Consider the following 20,258-nt stretch of genomic DNA (forward strand, 5'->3'; position numbering starts at 1 on the left):
AAAACAATTAAACTCCCTCTAAGTTCTAATTTTGCCTACGGATATCTTGTGCTTAACAGTACGATTAAAATTTTAAATGCTGCAAAACAATGCTTTTATCGGCATGGCTTTAGCGCTACCACTATCTCAATGATAAGCAAGTATGCCGATGTTTCTCGCGTCACTATACATAAGCAGTTTTGTTCAAAAGAGCAGATCTTTCGAAAAGTTATCGTCCATTACAATCAAGAATTGATAGAACAAACAGCTAGTATTATAGCTTGTAAACAACCATGCTGGACGAAAGTCGACTCGTTGCTAACCCAATGGGGCGATGAAATATTCAAAGAAATTAATGATGAGATTGTGCGTAATGATCTTATTTATAGTGCTAAGCAGTATTGCAGGGAAGAAATACTTAGCATGCGCGAGGTTAAGTGTAATCTTATAGAGCAAATCCTCCAGCAAGGTATCAAAAACAACGAGATTTGTTTAGATAAATTGGCAATGACAGCATATGACGTTGCTGATTTAATCGAGATAACATTTAGTGGTTTAGTCAATACAGGAAGGCTGGAAAATAGAGAAAAACACATTACCTCACTGCTTAAAATTTATCAGGTAGCCGCACATACCTAGTCATTTATGTTTAGCGCGTTTTTCATTTTCACGCTTTACTAGTAAAAAGGTGAGGTACATTTTTGTTGGTAACGACAAGATTAACCCGATGGCAATGCAGCCAGCACTAATAATCATGCCCGCGACTCCCAACCTTTGAGGTAAGTTCGCATAACTGATGAAATAGTGGCCAAGTAACAATAAACACAAGCCAGATATGATAACGATTTTTAGTAGTTTAATGAGTGCGCTTTCTGACATTGATTCCTCATCGTTAAAGTCGTGTTTATCGTTTAACAGTAACAATAATTAATTAAGTTGTATTGATTTACATCATGTTAACCCGGTAAATATCAATACTCATAACAAATGGACACTACCTATGTTTAACTTTAGCTATAGCAATAAAACACAAATCCACTTTGGCGAACAGCAAATAGCTCAAATATCAAAAGAAATCCCTAAATCAGCAAAGGTACTTGTTACTTATGGTGGCGGTAGCATTAAAAGTAATGGTATTTATCAGCAAGTACAATCAGCATTGTCAGAACATACTTGGTTTGAATTTTCAGGCATAGAGCCAAACCCAAGTTTAGAAACGCTTTCAAAAGCACTGACCATCGTTGAGCAAGAGCAAATAGACTATATTCTTGCCGTTGGTGGTGGCTCTGTAGCTGATGGCAGCAAGTTTATTGCCGCTGCTGCCCATTTTGATGGGGAACCATGGGACATTCTGTCAAAAACTGCGCCAGTAAAAAGTGCCATCCCACTTGGCGTTATCCTGACCTTACCTGCAACTGGCTCTGAGTCAAATAGCTTTGCCGTCGTATCAAAAAAAGAAACCAACGAAAAATTAGCCTTTGGCAGTGAACATGTACATCCGCGCTTCGCTATTTTAGATCCGTCGGTGATGTCATCTTTACCCGAAAGACAATTAACCAATGGTATTGTTGATGCTTTTGTTCACGTCATGGAGCAATACTTAACCTACCCTGTAAACGCTAAAATACAAGACAGGTTTTCAGAAGGTATTTTGATGACTTTACTTGAAGACGGCGTTACATTGACCAAGGATCGCAATGATAAAGGTGCGCGAGCAAACATCATGTGGAGTGCAACGCAAGCATTGAACGGCTTAATCGGCTCTGGCGTGCCTCAAGATTGGTCAACTCACGGTATTGGTCACCAAATTACAGCCCTATATGGTTTAGATCACGCGCAAACACTTGCCATTGTATTACCACGAATGATGTCGATAATGCGTGCTGAAAAACAAGCTAAGTTACTGCAATATGGTGAGCGCGTATTAGCTATAGAGCCTAGCCAGTTTAATGGTGATATTGATAAAACGATTGATGCTATCATTGAAAAAACAGAAAACTTCTTCCAACAAGTTAATATGAAAACTCGCTTTAGTGAGTACCAACTCACTAGCGACGTCATTGACCCTATTATAGAAAGTTTAACAAACTTGAAGATGACTAAAATGGGTGAAAACCAATCGGTAACGATTGATAAAGTCAGAGAAATCCTGACTAACAGCTTATAGGGAGCTCAAGCAACTCAATGCTAACAAGGTTTTGAAGCAAGTTATCTGTCGTTTATTAGCGCGAACGCTATAGCCCAATTAAGGGATAAAGCGCTCGACGCTTTGACGATATTAACAGATAAATTCAAAGCCTTGTTGGCGTGTATTATAAAACCAATCTTCAGTTTATTATTCCCCACCAATGACATTAACTACTGATGTTTGCTGTTCATAGCCGACGGTTCTGTTCCATCAACGCAAACCAAAAATTATAAACGCTAGGTTAACTCAGTGTCATCGCCAAACTTATTGCAATAGCCCACATAATCATTGCAACAACTAAATTTATTATGCGCTGAACATGGGGTTTCGATAACCAAGGCGACATCTTAGCGGCGCCAAGTGATAACGCATAAAACCACGATAAAGATGCCAACAAGGTACCAAATAGAAAGAATAAACGCTCTTCTACTGCAAACTGCCCACTAATACTGCCGATGAGTACCACGGTATCTAAATAGACATGTGGATTTAATAAAGTGACAGCAAGAGTAGTAAAAATCACTGTCTTTTTGGTCGCTAGTGACATCTCTTTTGCCATTTCATCGTTATTTGCAACATAGAAACTTTTGAAGAAAAGTGCACCATAAAAAGTTAAAAAGGCGATACCTAAAATAGTTACCGTGTATGAGATAACTGGATGAGAGTTTAGCAATGCGCCACCACCAAACACACCAAGTGACATTAAAATAAAATCACATATGATACAGATAGTTGCGGCTAGAATATGATAATTTCTCTTTATACCTTGGCTTAAAACATAAGCATTTTGTGCACCAATTGGAATAATTAAACCCGCACCAATAACGAAACCTTTAAACATAGTAATTAACATCATACTCTCCCTTAACAAACAATAGCGTAAGCTTAGAGTGCGAAGAGAATTAAGTAAAATTAATAAATTTAATTTATTATTAGCTTTACTTATATCGTTTTAGGTTTGAAGATGGATATTGAAAAGCTTGACTATAAACTGGTTGCCGCACTTGATAGTATTATTACTGAGCAAAGTTTTGAAGGTGCAGCAACTAAGCTTCATATCACCCAGTCGGCGGTGTCACAGCGTATAAAACAACTTGAGCAATGGTTAGCCCAGCCGGTATTGATCAGAAGTAGCCCTATTGAAGCAACCACCATAGGGCAAAAACTGCTTTCTCATTATCAAAAAATTAAGCAACTAGAAAACTCATTGCTTAGTGAGCTAAGACCAGAGCTCACTAGCAAGACAACACAAATTGCCATTGCGTTAAATGCCGACACCCTTGCAAGCTGGTTTATTCCAGCTATCAGTCCACTGCTTAAACAGCATAATATCGCCCTTGATCTAAAAGTAAGTAATGAAGAAATAAGCCACGAACGATTGAAAAAAGGTGAAGTATTTGGCGCAATAAGCAGCCAGCCAACGAGTTTTTCTGGCGGCAAAGCACGCCATATCGGCGAATTAGATTATGTATTGTGCGCCAATGATGAATTTATTAAACGTTACTTTAAAGACGGAGTAAATCAAAAGTCTTTGATACATGCCCCTGCCATCAGTTTTGATAGCTCGGATAAAATGCATATCGACTTTATTAAAAATCATTTTAGCCTAAACGGTTACGATTACCCTCGCCATCAAGTAAGAAGTTCAGAAGCTTTTGTCAGTATGTGTACTGCAGGAGTTGCATATGGTTTGTTGCCGACAACGCAAGTTCAAAGATTACTTGAACAAGGAACACTCGTTGATCTAGCCCCAGAATTACGAATTAAACAACAATTGTATTGGCACAGTTGGCATTTGGAACGCGGTATCCATAAATTAGTTTCAGATACCATTGTAAGTTACGGTCAAAACTTACTTAAAAACGACGCGTAATTCTAGATTATGTGGCGATAAATCTATCAATTTGACGACTAATTAGGCAGTTACTCGCTAGACCACGCAATTCACCGTATTAAGACTTGAACCATCGGCCTATTTCAGTATCATGCGCGCCTATTTTGAATACCTGAAAGCTAAGACTTACTTAATGAAAAAACTACTCACCTCGCCTGTACAAATGAACTTAACAGATACGCAAAATCAATACTATCAACAAGTATTGAAGTATGTTGCTGAATTAAGCTTAAACTTTATGGCGGTGAAGGTAGTTACTTACCCTGAAAATTTCTTAGATTGGTGTCAAGAATTTCATAGAATATGCCAAGAAGACTTAAACCTAGCACTGTTAGATGATCATCAGTTTAAACCATTAAAAAAGCTAGAAGATACTCTGGTACAAGCTATTAGTGTCATTCAGATAAAATTGAGCCGTGTTATGCCATGGCCTATATTCAATGCTTTTATCGAACAAAATGCGACCCGACATGCGTTACAAGAGCGCCTTGGGCTTCTCGCTTACCTGAAAAGAAAACTTGAAACACCTTATAGTGAATGGATAGAAGAAGATCGTCTAGCATTTATCGGTAAACATACAGCCAAGCATGATCCGAGTGTTTATACTTTTGATGTTGAATGGTTTGGCGCTACAAAAGGGGCAAAGTCATTTGTTAAACTCTTCAATGAACAATCTCATGATGTTTGCCAACTTTTAGAACTGATACCAAATAATGGCCCGGTCAGTGAGAATCAATATTTTGCATTTGTTGAAGCCTACAAAGCCCTTTTTACGCAACATTTACCTGATGAGAAAATTCCTTTTATGCCAGCAACGCGATTGTTAGGCATGCTAAGACCTGATCAGTTCGTTGTTTTAACAAATGCAAAATTAGATAGCATTTGCCAAGGCTTAGGTGTTACCAAAATCAGCCAGCAAGTAGACAGAGCATTCGCCGAATACTGGCATGAAATGATAGCAACAATACGACAAAACACCTGGTGGCAACAAGCTCGACCGGAAAATGAAACAGAAATCATACTTTGGGAAAACAGAGCAATTCTGCTTGATATGTTTTGTTACGCTGATGAAAATATCGCAAGCCAATCAAATTATCTCAAGTTACTCAATAAACCTACGAAAACAACATCCCGTTCGACAACAACGAAAAGAACGAAAGCCTCTGCAGAGCAGCTCGTCGATCAAGCACTTGAAAATGACGACACACCAGATTTCGTCAAAGGTATGCGTGACTCAATAATCAAAAGTGTGCAAGCGGGTAAATCAGTAACAGATGCTATTAACTTAATGAAAGCAATTTTCAGTTAACTAAAGATGAGTTCGGCAGTGCAAATGCACTGTCGAATTTAGGTTAATTAAGGTCATGTTTTCTTAACTTCATGGCAATTTTATTGTGAGATACACCCAAACGTTTTGCTAGTGATCTAGTTGTTGGAAATTCAGGTAATAATTGTTCAAGTAACAACTGTTCGAATTTGTTTTGCGCTGCTTGCCAGTTTTCACAATCACGATATTCAACCTTGCTGACTTCAAGTTGATTAACATTCGCGCCTTGAGCGTTTGACTGACCAAACTCTTTTAGCACCTGCTTTATATCTGTTTCAGTTAACACATTGCTATTGGCGAGAGCTACAAGGCGAAATAAACTATTTTGTAATTGGCGAATATTACCTGGCCATGGATATGCTGCAAGCTCTTGATAACCGCTGTGGGTAATAGTAGGAACCGGCAAATTGACTTGCTTAGCCGCCAACTCGAGAAAATGTGGGATCAATATAGCTAAATCATCTATACGCTCTCTCAATGCGGGAATACTGATAGAGAGTACATTTAAACGATAGTATAAATCTTCACGAAATTGTTGTTCAACAATGTTTCGTTCTAAATCTTGATGAGTAGCCGATATGATTCTTACGTTGGCATTAAGCTCTTGCGTACCACCTACACGCCTAAACTGGTAATTTTCCAAAAAGCGCAACAGTTTTGCTTGTAAATAGACCGACATTTCAGCGATTTCATCTAAGAATACCGTTCCGCCTTCAGCTAGTTCCAAAAGACCAGGTTTACCACCTTTACTTGCACCAGTAAAAGCGCCAGCTTGATAACCAAAGAGTTCACTTTCTAGTAAATGTTCCGGTAACGTTGCACAATTTATCGCTAAAAACGGCTGTTGTGAACGATTGGAACCTTGATGAATCGCGCGAGCAAGTAGCTCCTTACCTGTTCCTGTTTCACCTCGCAATAACACAGGTAGGTCAAGTTGAGCAAAACGTGAAGCTTGGTCTTTAATAGCAGACATTGCCGTTGACTGACTCAAGATCGACTCGATACCGTCTTCTACTGGTTTAGCATTTTGTAACGCTGCCAATTGCCTACCTAGCGCCTTAGTTTCTCGCAACATGATCAATGCGCCCTGATAGTCTCCTTCATTATAAACAGGGCTTACGTCTGCAATATAAGATTGATGATTAACGTTAACCGATATACTGCAACCGGACTTTCGTTGATACTCTTGTTGGGTAATGTTTATTAAGCTTTTAAGACGATTACCTACAACTTTTTGAGAGCCGAATAGTTTCAACGTTGACTCATTTGCGGAGATAACAATACCGGTTTTATCGATATCTAAAATAGGCTCAGCGATGCGAGCAAGTAACGCTTGTAGGTGGGTTTCTTTCAATGTACTCGGCATTGCATCAATTTCATCACAACCTAGGAATTCATTAATTGTTGTTAATGCGTGTGAAATTTGTGACAAGGTTTGCTTGACACCTTCTAGGTGCATATAAATAATGCCCGTTTCAACTTCCATGGAAACTAAGTTCCAACCATTACTCGCGATAACGGTTAGCACTTTTTGAGAAACCCCTATTTGGTCTTCTAATCGTATTGCTACTTTCATTTGTCACATATTAATTACACCAAGTAATCAAATTATGACACTTATTAAATAATAAGCAAGCATGCTACAAAGCCTCTAAAGCAGGATATAAATACCTTTAGATTTATATATAACGCTCAATAGATTCATCTACTGCTTGATATCTCCCCACATTGTAATAAAAAAATTACAAAATACTAATATACGCTTACATAGCCACCACAAAAACAACTTAACCACCTGAAAATATTAAATAAAAATATAATGGCTACATTCTTGCTGTATCAACAATACGCTACATGGAAACCAATAAAAATAACGTTAACCATTAGCAAACCATTACAACAAGCCTTGTGAGCAATAAAACAAAAACTATCACAAGGGTTAACAACAGGAACATATCAATGTCAAAGCACCAAGAACATTTTCAAATTGAAACGAAAGCAATTCATGGAGGCTCAATTAAAGACGAACAATTTGGCTCGTTAGCAACCCCCTTATACCAAACATCAACATTTACCTTTGAAAACGCCCAACAAGGCGCTAAGCGGTTTGCAGGAGAAGAACAAGGGTATATATACTCACGTTTAGGTAACCCAACAACGACACAGTTAGAACAAACCGTTGCAGCCTTAGAAGGCACAGAATCAGCTGCCGCAACCGCAACTGGCATGGGTGCGGTCTCTGCAGCGTTGCTTGCAAATTTAAGTGCTGGCGATCATTTAATCTCTTCAAAAGCAGTTTATGGTTGCTCATTTGCATTGATGAGCCACATGCTGACTAAGTTTGGTATTGAAGTTAGCTTTGTTGACATGACAGAACCAGAAAACATTACACGTGCTATTCAGCCAAATACGAAAGTTATTTTTCTTGAAACGCCAATTAACCCAAACCTTGTCGTTCTCGATTTGGCGGCAATAGGCAAGATAGCTAATCAGCACCAATTGATAAGTATTGTCGATAACACCTTTTTAACGCCTTACCTGCAAAAACCAGCTCAGTTTGGCTTCGATCTTATTATTCACAGTGCGACAAAGTATTTAAATGGTCATGGTGATGTGGTCGCTGGAATCATTTGTGGTAGTGAAGAAATGATCACCGAAATCAAAATGACATCATTAAAAGATATCGGTGCGACCATGAGTCCACACGATGCGTGGTTAATTATTCGCGGATTAAAAACTTTACCTATTCGTATGGATAGGCATTGTCAAAATGCACAACAAATTGCTGAATACCTAGAAAGTCATCCAAGTATTAAACAGGTTTATTACCCAGGTTTGAAATCGCACCCAGGTCACAAGTTTATAGGCAACCAAATGAAAGCGGCTGGTGGCGTGATTGCTTTTGAGCTTGACGGTAGTCTAGAAGATGGCGCATTTTTTATTGACCAAATGGCGCTTTTATCAATAGCCGTAAGCTTGGGCGATGCGGAATCTTTAATTCAACATCCCGCCTCAATGACCCATTCACCTTATACGCCTGAGGAAAGAGAGGCGGCAGGTATTAGCGATACACTTATTAGAATCTCGGTTGGTTTAGAGCATGTAAACGATATTACTGCAGATTTAAATCAGGCTTTTGAGAAGTTGATTAAGCACCAAGGTATGCCTAAGCAAGTTGCTTAACATAATACCGCTAACACACTAAGTTCAAAACAATGAGTTTAAACCAATGAGTTAACATTAAAAATGTTAACTCATTTTTCTTATCCAGCTATCAGGCGCTATTCGCAATACTCGATGCAAAATAGCCCATGGATAACTAGGTACAAAAGCATTGGCCTTTTCTTTTTCTATTGCGCCAAGTATTGCACGACATCCTGTTTCGGTATCTACCATAAATGGCACTTTTTCTACTTTTTCATTGATTTCACTCTTAATAAAACCTGGATGTATGCAACTCACCTTAATCGGCGTGTTCATCACGTCTATTCGAATCCCCTCTGTTAACGTGCTAAGGCCTGATTTTGTGGCCGCATAAACGGTCAATGCACGTCTGAAACCTCGAACAGCGCTAATTGACGATATCGTCACTAAATGCCCGGCATTTTGTTCTCTGAAAATCTCCATTGCCGCTTCACATTGTGCAATCGCAGCAATAAAATTTGTTTGTGCCGTTTGTAAGTTTGCTTGGAAGTAACCGGTGCCAATAGATGCCCCCTTCCCCATACCTGCATTAACAATAATGCGATCAAGCTGACCAAAGTCATGCTGCGCTTTTTTAAACACAGTAAATACATCTTCGTGTTGGTTAACGTCCAAGCTATATATTTCAACCTGAATATTAGGGTTTATCGCCAGCAGTGATGCTTTAAGTGTTTCTAGACGCTCAATACGTCGAGCACACAGAGCCAAATTTCGGCCCTGTTTTGCATATAACGTCGCCATCGTGTAACCGAGCCCAGAGCTCGCACCTGTAATTAATATATTTTTTCTAACCATCAATTATTCTTCTTCTTTTGGGTTTTAATTTAAATATTACGTTTTTTGAAAACCTAGCACTTTTCTAAAATACTGACATTCCGCCTTCGCGACTTTTTTCATGTCACCAAACAAATAGGTTGAAGCAAACCACAGTGCCACTAACAACATGGTAATCGACTGACTATTATCATGCCCTTTGACAAGTAAAGCGGTACCAATCATGGCACTTGCCCAAATAATCGCATTGCCAATCAACATTTTAGATAAGCCCTTTTGCTGTTTTTCTTCTTGCTTCAATAATAGCTCGTCAAAACTTGCATCTTCTTGTTGTTGACATAACTTAAACAGTTTTTGTTTATTCTTGATAAATTCTTGCTTAAGTTGTTGTTGGTCACCAAGTAACGCTGTTGCAATAAAAAAAGCTTCTTCTTGGCTTTTACCCAATGCAATTTGTGCTTCTATTTCACTAAATAGGTGGTCTTTTAATTCATCAATATTTTGCTCATCAATCGCTCTTGCATTCTTTAGTGTATTAAACCATTGATTTACTTGCTCGTTAAGATCAAACATTATTTTCTCCTACTAAGTTTTGCAACATGTCATTTAATTTCCGCCAATTATTGGTCAGTGAAATTAGTGATTCTTGCCCTATCGACGTAATTTGATAGTACTTGCGTTTACGGCCTGTTTCAGACTGTCCCCAGTAAGATGTAATGAGTTCTTTTTTCTCAAGGCGATGCATTATTGGGTACAACATACCATCAGCCCACTGCATTTCCCCATCAGACAACCCTTTAACCTGCGCAATAATGTCATATCCATAACTATCGGCGTTATTTAAAATAGCTAAAATTAAAGGGGTTGCTGAAGCTGCCACCATATCTTTGGGTAAATCCATATTACAAACCATACCTAGAACATCTAGGTATAAAGATACATAGCGATTCTAGGTATGTCAACTTACCGCTTAACGGATCTCAAATATCGCTTGGTTAATCTTGCTGCGCGCAGTTGATCTCTCACTAGTGTTACCGTGCTACATTGGCTATTTTGAACTCGCTTCCCTTGACCCAAACGAATTAATTGTCGCCTTACAATTGCCATGGTAGCTAAGGCCTTTAGTGTTTTATCTTTAAAGCTCGGCTGTAAAATCGTCGCTTGATGAGATGGGTTTTGTTGCCACGTATTGACTAGATTTGGCTCAAAAGCTAAAGCGGACGCAATGCCAACTAATTCAACTTTTGTATCAAGGACTTGTTTTACGGTTGAGAGTTGTGTAACGCCACCGGTTGTCATAATAGGCAACTGTGTATCTTTAGCGATTTGTTCTGCAAAGCTTAAAAAATATGCCTCTCTTGCTAACGTTCTCCCGTCTTTTGTTACGCCTTGCATAGCAGCAGCTTCATAGCTTCCGCCTGAGAGCTCAACGAAGTCGATCCCGACATCTGATAACATTTCGACAACTTGCTTGGCGTCGTCAACATCGAAACCACCGCGCTGGAAATCTGCCGAATTGAGCTTCACAGAGAGTGAAAATGAAGGGCTAACAGCAGACTTAATTCCCTCGGCGACCTGAAGTAAAAGTTTAGCGCGGTTTTCTAGGTTTCCACCCCAACTATCTTCACGTTGGTTGACTAAAGGTGAAAGGAATTGCGAGATAAGGTAGCCATGTGCAGCATGAATTTGTACCCCATTAAAGCCTGCTTGTTCTGCTAGCAAAGCGGTTTTTACAAACCTAGCAATGACATCTTCAATCTCTTCTTCAGTCATCGCTTTAGGTACGCCAAAAAGAGAAGAATGCTTGCCTAGATTTAACGGTATCGCTGAAGGTGAGAGCACTTTGCCGCGCATTTTTTTATAGACCTGTCTGCCAGGATGATTTATCTGCATAATAATTTTGGCATCATTTTTTTGGCCCGCCTGCGCTTGACGAGCAAAGGCAAGTACGTTCGCTTCATCTTCAAGAGCCAGCCCACCAGGGCCCGTCATAGCCAGTTTATCTACCATAACGTTGCCAGTAATAATCAAGCCAACGCCACCTTGTGCCCACTGATGATATAATCGTTCAATGCATCTATCTGGTTGTTGCTTTTCATTACCAAGACTTTCTTCCATTGCGGCTTTTACTAATCGGTTTTTCAGCTTGAGACCGCTAGCTAAGGTAATCTCATCAAATGCTTTTTCTGTCATTTTTCACTTCTCAATCTAGTAGAATAACGCTAGCATAACCTTAAAGTTAACTTTAAGGTCAAGACTATGAGGATTGGTCAATTAGCAAAACAATCGGGCTTTAGCCAATCAAGTATTCGTTTTTATGAGCAAAAAGGCTTAATTGCGCCTGTTGAACGCACACATGCAGGTTATAGATTATACGGTGAACAGGCACTAAATCGATTAACCCAAATAAAGCTTTGTAAACAATTAGGCTTTAGTTTAGATGACATAACGCAACTCATCGGCGAGCAAGAAGCGTTAGATCATAAAGCTATCTTGCACACATTAGCTCTGCGAAAAAGAGAAGTCGAAACACTGATAGGCGAGCTTCAAATCAATCACAAAAATATCTCAATATTAGAGAAGCGATTAAACCAATTATGGCAGCAAGGTGAGTGCATGGGCGCTGAAGAGCTTGCTCAACTCGTTAACTCGACTACTTTTTAATCTCAACTTTTGTTCGCCATTGAGTTGCCGCTGAGCTCACCAAGCTTGCTACCAGGATCGCTAAATAAAACTGACCAATAATGGCTTCGAAATACGCTAAGAACTTGGTAATTGGCTGAATTGGCGTAATGTCACCAAATCCTACAGTCGATAATATGACAAATGAAAAGTAGATATAGTCGGGCAAGATTAAATACCACTGCTGGGTTTCCGTTGTATTGCTAAAAGCTGGCCCTATTGTCATCTGACAAAGGGTATAGATAATAGCGAAGGTTAATCCAACAAGGTAATACAAACAGATAGAACCAAGTATTTTGTTAAGATCGACAGGGCCCGAGAAAATAACTTGTACAGCGACATTGTAAATCATGTAACTAAAGAAAATGGCGAGCATTATCAGCTGGATGATATCAAAGTTGTAAATATTCACTTGATAGCCAATCATGATAAAAATACAAATAGCGACAGGTAAAAATACCGCAGGTTTTCTAAAGTTTAATTTCTCTTTTACGCCAAGCACTGACACTAATAACACCAAAGAGATACTTGATAACATCAATCGCTGACTCGACGCATCAAAAAACTGATGTGACAACGCAACGCCAAATAGCAAAATCGTCAACGAAAACGTTAAATAAAAGAAGTTATCTCTGTGTGTAATCGCATGAAGCTTTGCCATATCAACCTATCTAAAAATTTGTTACTGAAACCAGTGTATCTAATTATTAAAATTAACCAAGTCAAAATCAACGACTTCACCCTGTTCAAGTTGCTTGATCATTTGCACAATGGCGCTATTAATCGGTGTTTTAATACCGTAATTTTTTGCAAGCTTGACTACCGCGCCGTTAAGGTAGTCGACTTCAGTTGCTTTTCCATCGTGAATATCCTGCCACATTGACGAGCGAGCTTTTGGATCGATTGTTAGCATTTGCTTTGCGATACGCGTAAAAAGCCAGTTTGGCAACGTTAAGAGCTTTGGGATCCAATGGGGCTTAACTTGGGTAAATTGCGTTAACGCAATTTGCTCATGCTTCACAACCGCGAGCCATTCCTTCATTGCCCCAGCGAGCACTTTACGATATTTAATGTGTTCTAGTTCTTCTTTTAATGGAAGATTAGCAATTGCGTTAAGTGCATTATTTAGATTTAACAGTAGCTTGGAATAAATGACACAACGAATGTCCTCAACACATTCAAAAAATTCATGCTGTTGATTAAGGGCTTTTTGCAAGATATCGCTATGTCGAAACGATTGGCAGACGATACCACCTTCCGTTCCTTGATGATAAACACAATTGTCCATTGCAAGCACGTTGAAACTTGTCACGCCTTGATATAGCTTTCTTGCAGGCATAGATGATCTGATATCATCAAAACTACCAATGCCATTTTGCATAAAGACAATATCAGTGTGCTCATCAGATATGTTAAGCAGATCTTGAGCAATACCATTAACTTGCTGGCATTTAAGCATGACAAACACAACATCGAAGATGGCTTCAGCTGCTTTAAGCTCCTCAACGGCTACAACCAACTTATTTGGCATGACACGAAACCGACTGCCCAAATAATCTGAAAGGCCTATTCCATTATTCGCTTCAATGGCTTTTTTGACTTTTTCACGACAGATAAGTGTGACATTAATGCCAGCATTGCTGAGCCTACCACCGAGGTAACACCCTGTTGCACCAGCACCGAAAATAGCAACTCGCATACTTATGATTACCCCACTACTAAGCCAAAAACACGCTCGTCATGCCAAACACCATTGAGCGTTGAGTACTTTTTAAGTATGCCCTCTTGTTCTAGCCCGAGCTTTTCCATGGTCTTCTTTGATGCAATATTGTCTGCGACGCAATAGCCAACAATTTTTACAGGATTGATAATTGCTTTAAGCGCGTCAATAAATGCGGTAAGCGCTTCGGTCATATAACCCTGTTGATGAAAGTCTTTTGCTAAACGAAAACCAATTTCGATTCTCTTAAAATCAACAGACTCATAACGGCAAAATACTTCACCGATATAACGATTGGTTGCTGACTCTTCAATTGCAAATGTTAGCCATGTGCCTTCTTCGCCCTGCCACTTGGCAATCGATGACGATACGAGTGCCATCGCATCATCTTTGCTTGGCACGTCTTTAATATATTTTAATAACTCAGCATCTTGCTCATGCCTTAAGCAATCGTCTCTGTGTCGCTCTTTAAGCTTTTCAATATGAAGTCTAGATGTATTGATATCGAGTTGATTTAGTGCTGTTACGATAGATGATGAAACTTGCATACTACTTCCTTATTGTTTTTATTTTTCTCACCATACCTTGCAGTATCATGAATTACTAGTAAGCCGGTTGGCTCACATGTGATAAATTTCAATCGTTTAAAATGCGAACAACAATTCAAACAAAATAAACATTAACAAAAAGTTAACATTTAGCTTTTTTTTCATAGAAACTGCCGTTATTATGCTTGTTCAAAGCATGATGTTTAGCATTTTATTGCTATGCTTAGATCATAAAATAAATGATATGGAAGTCATCGGAGAGAAGTTAAAATGTTTAGAGGAAAGTTAACCAGCCTTGCCTTAGCAAGCGTTATTATGTCCAGTCCAGCTTGGTCTGGTGGACACCACTCATCACCAGCAGATCCTGCGTTAATTAATGAAGCGCGCATTATCTATTGGTTAGAAAAGCGCGGTGAACTATCGCCACTTGCTGATGAAACAACTAAAAAAGCGGCATTAAAACGCTACTTGTCAGGTAAAAATTTCGAAATTCCAAAGTTATCAGGCGAGTTTGGCGCTAAAGTGATGGACGCTGAACACGGTACAAGACTCGCACTTGCAGGTGACGAACTTTCACCTAAGTTTCAAAAACAGCGTTTATTTAGCCAGCAAAAATCTGCAAGTAGTGTCGTTACGAATACGGTAAAAGTATTAGCAATCATGGTTGATTTCCCTGACTTGCCGTACAACGAAAATCGTTTATCAGCAAGTGATACAGACATGTATTATGACGATTACTCACAAGATCACTACACTGATTTACTCTTTTCGACAACTGGCTATGCGGGCCCAAGTGGTCAAACAATTGAGTCGGCTTACCAGTTTTATCAAGAAGAGTCTGGTGAGACATTAAACTTTACCGGTAATACCGTTGGTTGGATTAGAGCCGATAACGATGCGGCAGACTACGGTGCAAATGATGATACCGGTGATGATCTTGACGTTCCAGCGCTAGTATTAGAAGCCGTCACTAAAGCAGTTGCCGAGCAGCAAATTGATTTATCTGAATACGACCAAACAGATTATTTTGATATTGACGGTGATGGCAACATTAATGAGCCAGATGGCATTATCGATCACGTGATGTTATTTCACTCGAGTGTTGGTGAAGAAGCAGGTGGCGGTGTACTAGGTGACGATGCTATTTGGTCTCATCGCTTCTTCGTGTTTGATGAAAATAATCAACCCGTTGACGTACCAGGTTCAGACATTCGTTTGTTTGGCTATACAATTAACCCAATTGATGCAGCGACCGGTGTCGTTGTTCATGAATTTGGTCATGACTTAGGTGTACCTGATGAGTACGATACTGCCAATGGCCAGTATGGTTCGCCAGTTGGCAATTGGTCCGTTATGGCATCAGGGAGCTGGGTTGGTAACCCTGCAGGTACTTCTCCAGTATCGTTTAGTCCATTTGCCCGTGACTACTTTCAAACACGTTACGGCGGAAACTGGATCAACCAAGAAGTTGTTGAGTTCGAAGATATCACGACGCATGCAGCAACGATAGCTTCAGCAACAACTCATGATAGCAGTGTTAACCAAATTAAAGTGATGTTGCCAGAGCAACAAGTGAGCATAGGCGCACCTTATTCAGGTTCATACCAATTCTGGTCAGGTAATGGCGATGAAAAAACGAACACTTTAAGTTTTGATGTTACCTTGCCAGCAGATGCTGCAGTATTAAGCATGAAAGCGCGCTGGAATATCGAAGTTGATTATGACTATTTACAAGTAAAAGTTGATGACGTAGCAATTGTAGGTAATCACACGAAAGTAACGAATGAATTTCACCCTAGCATTTCTAACTTCATAACCGGCGACTCAGTCGACATTAGTGGTAGTGAAGGCGATTTAGGCTGGGTTGATTTAACCTTTGACTTAGCAGATTTTGCCGGCCAAACCGTTACCATTTCATTTTTATACAAAACTGACCAATTCGAAGGTGGTTACGGTTTTATGGCGGATGATTTGTCAATTGACGCTGGTGATACAAATGTTTCTTCATTAGGCGCAGAAACTGATACAGGTTACACGCTAGATGGTTTCAATCGCATTACTGACTCTATTGACGGTGCAGCTCATCATTATTACGTTCAGTTAAGAGACTATAGCGATACAGATAGTGAATTAGGTTCTCGCGATTACCACCCTGGTGTTTTACTTTGGTACAACGATACAGGTACAGCAAATAACCAAGTAAACAATCACCCTGGTCAAGTCATGGTCGGTGTTGTCGATGCGGATCAACGTCCAATTAAATCAACAAGTGGTCGACTATATGGCACATCAACGCAAATTTCAGATGCAGCCTTCAGAACCACACCACATGACGCTACATCTTTCGATACCGAAACAAGTACCTTTAGCCTATTCGATGATAGCTTGGATTACTCATTCCCAGCTCAACCTGAATCTGGTATTAACCTACCGTTTGTCGGCATGACAATGTCTGTTGACAGTATGAACGCTGACTTTAGTACGGCAGATTTAACCTTTAATAATGGCGGCATGAAACGTGTTATAGCAGATCGTCAAGGTTTGACCGTAGACATGAGTTTAGATGCGACAGATGTTAGTGATGAAAGTAGCATTGCATGGCAATTAGGTGATGGTACGGCTCTTACCGGCCGTTCGATTAGTCATACTTATGCAAGTGCTGGCAATTATGATGTTGAAGTAAGCTATACAGCAGCATCTGGTACTCAAATGGCGAGTAAATCAGTTACTGTCGGCGATGCTATAACAGGTGAAATTGTTGCCAATAGAACTGGCTTAAGCATTACCGTGGATGCTGATGTGACTGGTGGTGTTGGCGATTTAACTTACCGTTGGGATTTTGGTGACGGTGAAGACATTGTTGCAGGCCAGTCGGCTTCACACGAGTATGAGTCAGAAAATAACTACGACGTTACGTTGACGGTAACAGATGAAATCAATCAGCAATTGGTAGCAACATTAAATGTTGACATTGTTGATGAGTTAGCACTTTCTATTAGTCGCACATTCTCTGGGCTAACGGTTAACTTTGTATCGACGGTTTCAGGTGGTAGTGCCGATTACACCTACGCATGGGACTTTGGTGATGGCAACACGTCAGACATTGCTAGCCCAAATCATACTTATGCCTCAGGTGGCACGTATACGGCTAATCTAACGGTAACAGATGGCAACGGTACAGAAGCACAAGAGTCAATTACTGTCACGGTCACTGCGCCGACGGCACCAACGACTCCAACAACACCAACAACGCCGACCTCGTCAAGTTCAGGTGGTGGTACGATGGCTTGGTTGTTAATTATCATGGCGGCAGGTTTACGCAGAAAATTTATCAAGTAAACGGTTTTTAGCGTAGTACATAAAAAAGCCAACATAATGTTGGCTTTTTTTATTAACAACGCGGTATTTAACTATTTACATTTAGTTGCGCCTGATTATAATACACTTCGCTCAAATGTTGGCACTAATCAATAACGACAGTCTTAAACATTTAGCAACGACAAGCTGTTTCACGGACAAGAGAAGATCCTTCCCACGGATAGGGCCAGCAATTTGGATCACACTTCTTAGCTTGGAGTATTCCCATGGACTTATTGTTCGACATCATAGGTATGTCTGGCACTTTTTTAGTCGTCGGTTGTTTTTTCTTATTACAGTTAAAGAAAATTACACCAACCAGTTTAACTTACAATTTAATGAACCTTATTGGCGCGATCTTGCTGTTAATTAGTCTTTGCTACAGTTTTAACTTAGCAAGCTTTGTCATAGAGTTATTTTGGATCGCGGCTTCAATTATTGGTTTGGTTAACTACTGGCGTAGCCAAAAGTCAGACGAAATCGCTTCTTAATTTTTTTCAGACAGCTCAATATTTTTTAATTCATTGAATACATATTCGATGAAGGTTTTTATTTTTTTTGATTGAAAAATCACTTGTGGGTAAACCATGAATATGGCTCGCTCTTGCAAGCTTTGATGTTGCAATACAGGTAGCAACTCTCCCAGTGCTACCTCTTTTTTTACAAAGTACTCAGGTACTTTGATAATACCCTCTCCTGCCAAGGCTAACTGCTTTAGCAAACCGTTGTCATTAATTTGCATCCAACCGCAAATATCCATACTTCCGTCTTTAAATTCCCACTGTTGCTGATCTTGCCCGGCAAGGCATTGATGCGCTTTTAAGTCGGTCACTTGCAATGGTTGCCCATAATTATCGATATACTTTCGCGAAGCATAACAAGATGTTTTATAGGGTAATAACGCTTTAGCGATCATATTTTCAGGTGGCGTTCGCGTTGCTCTAAAAGCTAGATCAAAGTCACTTTGGTTTAAATCATGAGAGGTATAACTACAATCAATAGAAAAACTAACGTCAGGGTATTGTGCCTTAAATGCTTGGCAAATTTTTAGCAAGTAACATTCGGTAAATAAACGTGGTGCTGTGAACTTAATTGTTCCTGCAACTTCATCATGACCTGAAAGCACAGAGCGCTCAATATTAAGCAGCGATGCATGAATGTTATGTGTTCCTTTGGCTATTTCCTTGCCTTGCTCTGTCAATTTAACGCTTCGAGTTGAGCGCACGAGCAACGGTGTATTCATGTCTAACTCTAGCTGTCTTATTTGTGCAGACAAATGACTTTTGGAAATGCCTAATCTAATCGCTGCCTGAGTAAAACTTAATTGTTTTGCTACTTCATGAAATAACATTAAGCGTTCTAGTTTTTTGTGATTATGGCTCATGCTCCCTCCTAACAAAGCCATTGTACTATATAGTGAACAATAAGTTCGTTTTTTAGATATACCATCTAATTGACGATTAAACGATAATAACGTCAGATTTTTTTCAGATGAGTATTTAACCGTGACTGATCAACTACCTCTTCAACACCACCAGCCAAAAGCAAGCCGAATTGTCTATGGCGCAATGGGCTTAGGCGGGGGTTGGAATAACAACCCAGTTAGCCAAAATGACATTCAACAAGCTAACGATGTCATTGATACGTGCTTAGCTCAAGGGATAAACACCTTTGACCATGCCGACATTTATACACTTGGAAAAGCAGAGCAAGCTTTTGGCGAAGTCATAAAACAACGTCCTGATCTTAAAGACCAGCTAATTATTCAATCTAAATGTGGTATTCGATTTGAAGACGAACATGGCCCGAAACGCTATGACTTTTCAAAGCAATGGATAGCACAGAGTGTTGAGAATATTTTAACGCGTCTTAATATTGAACAACTTGATATTTTACTTTTACACCGTCCAGATCCGCTGGCCGATATGGATGAAATCGCAGAAGTGATATCACAATTAAAACATCAAGGTAAAATTAAACACCTTGGTGTTTCAAATATGAATCATGCGCAAATTAACTTATTACAACAGGCAACCGGCCAACAAGTTATCTGCAATCAACTCGAACTGAGTCTGCAGCACCACGCTTGGTTAGAAGAAACCGTTACTAGCGGTTGTTCTGGTCAAGTACCAGTAAATTTTGCTTCAAATACCATAGAATATTGTCGACTCAACAATATTCAAATTCAATCTTGGGGTAGCTTGGCACAAGGCTTGTTTTCAGGCCGTGACATCCAAAATCAGCCAGCTAATATTCACGCCACAGCTGAGCTTGTATCTGCGCTTGCAGCCGAATATCAAGTAGCAAAGGAAGCGATTGTCTTAGCTTGGTTAATGAAGCACCCAGCTAACATTCAGACGGTTATTGGTACCACGAATAGTGAGCGAATCATCGCTTGTGCACAAGCCAACTCAATTTCACTGTCTAGAGAGCACTGGTATGCACTGTATGTGAGTGCTCGTGGTCATGAACTACCTTAGGAGCTGACGATGAATCCATTAATTGACAATTTGTCTGATCAATATCAGCTTAAAGATAACGTCGTTATTGTTACCGGCGAAGTTAAAGGCTAAGGAAAGCCAATT

General features: G+C 39.7%; 20 protein-coding genes. 9 read left to right on the top strand and 11 right to left on the bottom strand.

Features of this window, described 5'->3' with window-relative positions; translation table 11 throughout:
* Positions 1–48: 48 nt before the first annotated feature.
* Entirely contained in the window at positions 49–618 is a 570-nt protein-coding gene (locus QQK02_RS10885; protein ID WP_284208051.1) for a TetR/AcrR family transcriptional regulator, read from the top strand.
* Here QQK02_RS10885 and QQK02_RS10890 read toward each other — a convergent pair whose 3' ends face one another.
* Positions 619–858, bottom strand: a complete 240-nt coding sequence (locus tag QQK02_RS10890; protein ID WP_284208052.1) for a hypothetical protein — start codon at positions 856–858, stop codon at positions 619–621. It abuts the gene before it with no gap.
* 121 nt (positions 859–979) lie between these two features.
* On the opposite strand from QQK02_RS10890, the gene QQK02_RS10895 reads away from it, so the two are divergent.
* Positions 980–2,146: an iron-containing alcohol dehydrogenase gene (locus QQK02_RS10895; protein ID WP_284208053.1), complete on the top strand. Its 1,167-nt coding sequence runs from the start codon at positions 980–982 to the stop codon at positions 2,144–2,146.
* A gap of 262 nt (positions 2,147–2,408) precedes the next feature.
* Here the strand turns inward: QQK02_RS10895 and QQK02_RS10900 are convergent, their stop codons facing one another.
* A complete protein-coding gene (locus QQK02_RS10900) occupies positions 2,409–3,023 on the bottom strand; it encodes a LysE/ArgO family amino acid transporter (protein ID WP_284208054.1) in 615 nt (204 codons plus the stop codon).
* Between the two features lie 108 nt (positions 3,024–3,131).
* Here QQK02_RS10900 and QQK02_RS10905 point away from each other — a divergent pair, with 108 nt between their 5' ends.
* Positions 3,132–4,040, top strand: coding sequence for a LysR family transcriptional regulator ArgP (locus QQK02_RS10905; RefSeq protein WP_284208055.1), 909 nt, complete (start codon positions 3,132–3,134; stop codon positions 4,038–4,040).
* Between the two features lie 154 nt (positions 4,041–4,194).
* Entirely contained in the window at positions 4,195–5,370 is a 1,176-nt protein-coding gene (locus tag QQK02_RS10910) for a hypothetical protein (RefSeq protein ID WP_284208056.1), read from the top strand.
* Between the two features lie 43 nt (positions 5,371–5,413).
* On the opposite strand, the gene QQK02_RS10915 is transcribed toward QQK02_RS10910, so the two are convergent.
* Complete coding sequence (locus tag QQK02_RS10915) at positions 5,414–6,964, bottom strand: sigma 54-interacting transcriptional regulator (RefSeq protein WP_284208057.1); 1,551 nt, start codon at positions 6,962–6,964, stop codon at positions 5,414–5,416.
* Between the two features lie 383 nt (positions 6,965–7,347).
* On the opposite strand from QQK02_RS10915, the gene megL reads away from it, so the two are divergent.
* Positions 7,348–8,571: a methionine gamma-lyase gene (gene megL / locus QQK02_RS10920; RefSeq protein WP_284208058.1), complete on the top strand. Its 1,224-nt coding sequence runs from the start codon at positions 7,348–7,350 to the stop codon at positions 8,569–8,571.
* Positions 8,572–8,637: 66 nt separating this feature from the next.
* Here the strand turns inward: megL and QQK02_RS10925 are convergent, their stop codons facing one another.
* From QQK02_RS10925 to QQK02_RS10940, 4 genes are all read right to left on the bottom strand, one after another.
* Complete coding sequence (locus tag QQK02_RS10925) at positions 8,638–9,387, bottom strand: SDR family oxidoreductase (protein ID WP_284208059.1); 750 nt, start codon at positions 9,385–9,387, stop codon at positions 8,638–8,640.
* A 36-nt stretch (positions 9,388–9,423) separates the two neighbouring features.
* On the bottom strand, positions 9,424–9,939 hold the full coding sequence (locus QQK02_RS10930) for a hypothetical protein (protein WP_284208060.1): 516 nt from the start codon (positions 9,937–9,939) through the stop codon (positions 9,424–9,426).
* Complete coding sequence (locus QQK02_RS10935; RefSeq protein WP_284208061.1) at positions 9,932–10,267, bottom strand: PadR family transcriptional regulator; 336 nt, start codon at positions 10,265–10,267, stop codon at positions 9,932–9,934. Before QQK02_RS10935 ends, QQK02_RS10930 begins: the two co-directional genes overlap by 8 nt.
* A gap of 62 nt (positions 10,268–10,329) precedes the next feature.
* Complete coding sequence (locus QQK02_RS10940; RefSeq protein ID WP_284208062.1) at positions 10,330–11,559, bottom strand: NADH:flavin oxidoreductase/NADH oxidase family protein; 1,230 nt, start codon at positions 11,557–11,559, stop codon at positions 10,330–10,332.
* A gap of 66 nt (positions 11,560–11,625) precedes the next feature.
* On the opposite strand from QQK02_RS10940, the gene QQK02_RS10945 reads away from it, so the two are divergent.
* Entirely contained in the window at positions 11,626–12,030 is a 405-nt protein-coding gene (locus tag QQK02_RS10945) for a MerR family transcriptional regulator (protein ID WP_284208063.1), read from the top strand.
* On the opposite strand, the gene QQK02_RS10950 is transcribed toward QQK02_RS10945, so the two are convergent.
* From QQK02_RS10950 to QQK02_RS10960, 3 genes are read right to left on the bottom strand one after another with little or no spacing between them, the layout of a single operon-like run.
* Positions 12,020–12,709 carry a potassium channel family protein gene (locus QQK02_RS10950; RefSeq protein WP_284208064.1) on the bottom strand — a complete coding sequence of 230 codons (690 nt, stop codon included), beginning with the start codon at positions 12,707–12,709 and terminating at the stop codon, positions 12,020–12,022. The genes QQK02_RS10945 and QQK02_RS10950 overlap by 11 nt on opposite strands.
* A 39-nt stretch (positions 12,710–12,748) precedes the next feature.
* Positions 12,749–13,747: a 2-dehydropantoate 2-reductase gene (locus QQK02_RS10955; RefSeq protein ID WP_284208065.1), complete on the bottom strand. Its 999-nt coding sequence runs from the start codon at positions 13,745–13,747 to the stop codon at positions 12,749–12,751.
* A gap of 8 nt (positions 13,748–13,755) precedes the next feature.
* The gene (locus QQK02_RS10960) at positions 13,756–14,316 is read right to left on the bottom strand and encodes a GNAT family N-acetyltransferase (RefSeq protein WP_284208066.1); all 561 of its coding nucleotides are present in this window, start codon (positions 14,314–14,316) and stop codon (positions 13,756–13,758) included.
* A 270-nt stretch (positions 14,317–14,586) separates the two neighbouring features.
* On the opposite strand from QQK02_RS10960, the gene QQK02_RS10965 reads away from it, so the two are divergent.
* Complete coding sequence (locus QQK02_RS10965) at positions 14,587–17,655, top strand: immune inhibitor A domain-containing protein (protein WP_284208067.1); 3,069 nt, start codon at positions 14,587–14,589, stop codon at positions 17,653–17,655.
* Positions 17,656–17,900: 245 nt separating this feature from the next.
* Positions 17,901–18,164, top strand: coding sequence for a CBU_0592 family membrane protein (locus tag QQK02_RS10970; RefSeq protein ID WP_284208068.1), 264 nt, complete (start codon positions 17,901–17,903; stop codon positions 18,162–18,164).
* Here the strand turns inward: QQK02_RS10970 and QQK02_RS10975 are convergent.
* On the bottom strand, positions 18,161–19,057 hold the full coding sequence (locus tag QQK02_RS10975; protein WP_284208069.1) for a LysR family transcriptional regulator: 897 nt from the start codon (positions 19,055–19,057) through the stop codon (positions 18,161–18,163). The genes QQK02_RS10970 and QQK02_RS10975 overlap by 4 nt on opposite strands.
* Positions 19,058–19,178: 121 nt before the next feature.
* Between QQK02_RS10975 and QQK02_RS10980 the strand changes: the two genes are divergently transcribed.
* Positions 19,179–20,153 carry an aldo/keto reductase gene (locus QQK02_RS10980; RefSeq protein WP_284208070.1) on the top strand — a complete coding sequence of 325 codons (975 nt, stop codon included), beginning with the start codon at positions 19,179–19,181 and terminating at the stop codon, positions 20,151–20,153.
* The last annotated feature ends 105 nt before the right edge of the window (positions 20,154–20,258 follow it).

The sequence above is a fragment of the Thalassotalea eurytherma genome (genome assembly GCF_030161415.1).
Taxonomy (GTDB): Bacteria; Pseudomonadota; Gammaproteobacteria; order Enterobacterales; family Alteromonadaceae; genus Thalassotalea_G; species Thalassotalea_G eurytherma.

What these genes read in the sequence shown, in the direction of transcription:
- QQK02_RS10900 (WP_284208054.1), bottom strand. Translation starts at nt 3,023, where the DNA reads ATGATGTTAATTACTATGTTTAAAGGTTTCGTTATTGGTGCGGGTTTA.
- QQK02_RS10925 (WP_284208059.1), bottom strand. Translation starts at nt 9,387, where the DNA reads ATGGTTAGAAAAAATATATTAATTACAGGTGCGAGCTCTGGGCTCGGT.
- QQK02_RS10935 (WP_284208061.1), bottom strand. Translation starts at nt 10,267, where the DNA reads ATGGATTTACCCAAAGATATGGTGGCAGCTTCAGCAACCCCTTTAATT.
- QQK02_RS10890 (WP_284208052.1), bottom strand. Translation starts at nt 858, where the DNA reads ATGTCAGAAAGCGCACTCATTAAACTACTAAAAATCGTTATCATATCT.
- megL (WP_284208058.1), top strand. Translation starts at nt 7,348, where the DNA reads ATGTCAAAGCACCAAGAACATTTTCAAATTGAAACGAAAGCAATTCAT.
- QQK02_RS10930 (WP_284208060.1), bottom strand. Translation starts at nt 9,939, where the DNA reads ATGTTTGATCTTAACGAGCAAGTAAATCAATGGTTTAATACACTAAAG.
- QQK02_RS10910 (WP_284208056.1), top strand. Translation starts at nt 4,195, where the DNA reads ATGAAAAAACTACTCACCTCGCCTGTACAAATGAACTTAACAGATACG.
- QQK02_RS10940 (WP_284208062.1), bottom strand. Translation starts at nt 11,559, where the DNA reads ATGACAGAAAAAGCATTTGATGAGATTACCTTAGCTAGCGGTCTCAAG.
- QQK02_RS10970 (WP_284208068.1), top strand. Translation starts at nt 17,901, where the DNA reads ATGGACTTATTGTTCGACATCATAGGTATGTCTGGCACTTTTTTAGTC.
- QQK02_RS10945 (WP_284208063.1), top strand. Translation starts at nt 11,626, where the DNA reads ATGAGGATTGGTCAATTAGCAAAACAATCGGGCTTTAGCCAATCAAGT.
- QQK02_RS10960 (WP_284208066.1), bottom strand. Translation starts at nt 14,316, where the DNA reads ATGCAAGTTTCATCATCTATCGTAACAGCACTAAATCAACTCGATATC.
- QQK02_RS10950 (WP_284208064.1), bottom strand. Translation starts at nt 12,709, where the DNA reads ATGGCAAAGCTTCATGCGATTACACACAGAGATAACTTCTTTTATTTA.
- QQK02_RS10955 (WP_284208065.1), bottom strand. Translation starts at nt 13,747, where the DNA reads ATGCGAGTTGCTATTTTCGGTGCTGGTGCAACAGGGTGTTACCTCGGT.
- QQK02_RS10915 (WP_284208057.1), bottom strand. Translation starts at nt 6,964, where the DNA reads ATGAAAGTAGCAATACGATTAGAAGACCAAATAGGGGTTTCTCAAAAA.
- QQK02_RS10965 (WP_284208067.1), top strand. Translation starts at nt 14,587, where the DNA reads ATGTTTAGAGGAAAGTTAACCAGCCTTGCCTTAGCAAGCGTTATTATG.
- QQK02_RS10895 (WP_284208053.1), top strand. Translation starts at nt 980, where the DNA reads ATGTTTAACTTTAGCTATAGCAATAAAACACAAATCCACTTTGGCGAA.
- QQK02_RS10975 (WP_284208069.1), bottom strand. Translation starts at nt 19,057, where the DNA reads ATGAGCCATAATCACAAAAAACTAGAACGCTTAATGTTATTTCATGAA.
- QQK02_RS10905 (WP_284208055.1), top strand. Translation starts at nt 3,132, where the DNA reads ATGGATATTGAAAAGCTTGACTATAAACTGGTTGCCGCACTTGATAGT.